We start from the raw sequence: 2646 nt of genomic DNA on the forward strand, positions 1-2646 counted from the left end.
CGCCGCGCGCGCCGCGCGGTTGGCCACGCCGCCGGCCATCTCGGCCGCCTTGCGGGCCGGCGCCATGCCGACCTTGATGGTCTGCTCGGCCGCGTCGAAGCTCTGCTTCACCAGGTTGCCGGCGAGCTGCTTCGCGGAGTCGGAGGCGACGTCCTTCATGGTGCTGGCGGCCAGCTGGGTGAACTGCTTCGTCAGTGCGCCCCACCACTGCGTCGGGTCGACGATGCCGGTCACCGGCGCGGCAGCGGCGCGGGATTTCGCGCGCGGTGCGGCGCGCTTCTTCGCCGGTGCGGCCTCGGCCGGCGCGTCGTCGGAGTGGTCGTCGGCGGGCGCGGGCGGCGCGCCGGCAGGCGCCTCGTCGGGCAGCTTGATGCGCAGCGATTCGCGCAGGTCGGCCACCTGCACGTTCATGGTCTTCAGTGTCGACAGCGTCATGCGCTGCACTTCCAGCGCCTGGATCGTCGCGCCCAGCATGCGCGCGTTCTGCTCCAGCCAGAACTGCACCGTGCGCAGTTCCTCGATGCGCTTCTCCAGTTCCTCCGGGTTGAGCGTCGGCGCGACCCACTGGCCGATGTTGGGCAGCACCGAGCCGGCGTTCTTGACCAGGCCCTGCAGGAAGTCGAAGCCGGGAACCAGTTTCGCGAAGTCGGGGGGGGCGGCAGTCATCGGCAGTCTCCTGTTGTTGTGGTCGTGGGACCAGCCATTGTGCGGCGCCGCGCTGCGCTTGTGCGCGGTTCGCGCTAGGCAAGAACCCGCCTCGGCGCGAACGACCTCAGGAGCCGGCCTCGATGCGCAGCACGCCGCCCTGTTGCTGCCAGCGCAGCCGGCCCAGCACGTCCATCCCGAGCAGGGGCTTGTCGCCGAGCGCCGGCAGCACCACCAGCGGCAGGCGCTCGACGCGCACGCCGCCGTCCAGCACCAGGTCGGCCCGGGCCACGTGGCCGCGCACCACGCCGCCGGCGGTGCTGGAATCGATGCGGCCGATGGCCTCGAGCTTCAGCTCGTCGGCCAGCGCCGCCGAGATCGCGCTGCGTGTCGCGCCGGTGTCGACCAGGAAGTCGACCTCGCGGCCGTTCAGTCGCGCGGGCCAGTGGTAGTGGCCGTCGTTGCCGCGCCGGATCTCGATCACGCCGCCCTCGTGCGAGAAGCGCGAACGCTGCTGCTGCGCCTCCAGCGCCCGAAAGCCGAGGAACACCGCCAGGCCCAGCAGCAGCCAGACGGTGGCGATCTTCAGGGTGCGGGGGAACTCGGTCATGCGCCGCCGTGCACGGGTCAGCCCGGTGCTGCCACCGTCTGCTCGATCGCGCCGAACACGCTCTGGCCGTCGCTGCCCTTCATCTCGATGCGCACCGTGTCGCCGTAGCGCATGAATTCGGTGACCGGCGCGCCGCCCTCGATCGTCTCGATCGCACGCTTCTCGGCGATGCAGCTGTAGCCCTTGGACCAGTCCTTGTTGCTGACCGTGCCGCTGCCGACGATGCTGCCGGCGCGCACCCGGCGCGTGGTGGCCAGGTGGGCGATCAGCTGGCCGAAGTGGAAGGTCATCTCGGGCCCGGCCTCGCACAGGCCCACCTTCCTGCCGTTCCACTGGGTCTGCAGCGTGAGGTGCACGCGGCCGCCCTGCCAGGCCGTGCCCAGTTCGTCGGGCGTGACGGCGACCGGGCTGAAGGCGGTGGCCGGCTTGCTCTGCAGGAAGCCGAAGCCCTTGGCCAGCTCGGCGGGGATCAGGTGGCGCAGGCTCACGTCGTTGGCCAGCATCAGCAGGCGGATGCCGTCGATCGCCGCTTCCGGCGACACGCCCATCGGCAGGTCGCCGGTGATCACCGCGACCTCGCTCTCGAAGTCGATGCCCATCTTCTCGCTCGGCACGACGATGTCGTCGCAGGGGCCGAGCAGGTCGTCGCTGCCGCCCTGGTACATCAGTGGGTCGGTGTAGAAGCTCTCGGGCACCTCGGCGCCGCGCGCCTTGCGCACCAGCTCCACGTGGTTGAGGTAGGCCGAGCCGTCGGCCCACTGGCAGGCGCGCGGCAGCGGCGCCATGCACTGCGCCGGCTCGAACGCGAAGGCGTGGCGGGCCTTGCCCTGGTTCAGCGTCTCGTACAGGTCCTGCAGCTGCGGCGACAGGAAGTTCCAGTCGTCCAGCACCTGCTGCAGGCGACCGGCGATGCCGTTCGCGTGATGGGCCGTGGACAGGTCGCGCGAGACGACGACCAGCTGGCCGTCGCGCGAGCCGTCCTTGTAGGTGGCGAGTTTCATCGGTGTCGGTCTCCTCGGCGGGGTCGCGGCCCCGTTGGCAAAATTTCGATACAGTGAATCGATTCCGTCATTGTAAATTTGCCGTCGTGTCCACGCGTTCTCCTCCCGCCGCGGTCGATGCGGCCATGATGCCCGGGCGCGCCGGCATCCAGTCGGTCGAGGTCGGTTATGCCGTGCTCGACGCGCTGGCCTCCGCGCCCGACGCGATGATGCTGCGCGATCTGGCCGCCGCCTGTGCCATGAGCGCGGCCAAGGCCCACCGCTACCTCGTGAGTTTCCAGCGTGTCGGGCTCGTGGCTCAGGATCCTGCCACCAGCCGCTACGACCTCGGCCCGACGGCACGGCGCCTCGGTCTGGCCAGCCTGGCGCGGCTCGACGGCCTGGCGGCCG

Annotated in this window: 4 protein-coding genes; 1 reads left to right on the plus strand and 3 read right to left on the minus strand. The window is 70.7% G+C overall.

The features are described 5' to 3' along the window. The 3 genes from Y694_RS21140 to Y694_RS21150 all read right to left on the minus strand — a co-directional run. Window positions 1-666: PhaM family polyhydroxyalkanoate granule multifunctional regulatory protein (locus tag Y694_RS21140; RefSeq protein WP_036236333.1), on the minus strand; the 666-nt coding region annotated here is incomplete at its 3' end. Between the two features lie 106 nt (window positions 667-772). Beyond that, window positions 773-1255 (minus strand): TIGR02281 family clan AA aspartic protease, encoded by a 483-nt coding sequence (locus tag Y694_RS21145; protein WP_011831207.1) that lies wholly within the window; start codon window positions 1253-1255, stop codon window positions 773-775. Between the two features lie 17 nt (window positions 1256-1272). After that, window positions 1273-2256: a fumarylacetoacetate hydrolase family protein gene (locus tag Y694_RS21150; protein WP_011831206.1), complete on the minus strand. Its 984-nt coding sequence runs from the start codon at window positions 2254-2256 to the stop codon at window positions 1273-1275. A gap of 125 nt (window positions 2257-2381) precedes the next feature. Between Y694_RS21150 and Y694_RS21155 the strand changes: the two genes are divergently transcribed. Further along, the coding region (locus Y694_RS21155; RefSeq protein WP_036236336.1) for a helix-turn-helix domain-containing protein at window positions 2382-2646 on the plus strand (265 nt) is incomplete at its 3' end.

Source organism: Methylibium sp. T29-B (assembly GCF_000576225.1).
Lineage (GTDB): Bacteria > Pseudomonadota > Gammaproteobacteria > Burkholderiales > Burkholderiaceae_C > Methylibium > Methylibium petroleiphilum.

Excerpts from the sequence above, each read along its gene's own strand:
- Y694_RS21145 (WP_011831207.1), bottom strand. The coding sequence starts at position 1,255 with ATGACCGAGTTCCCCCGCACCCTGAAGATCGCCACCGTCTGGCTGCTG.
- Y694_RS21150 (WP_011831206.1), bottom strand. The coding sequence starts at position 2,256 with ATGAAACTCGCCACCTACAAGGACGGCTCGCGCGACGGCCAGCTGGTC.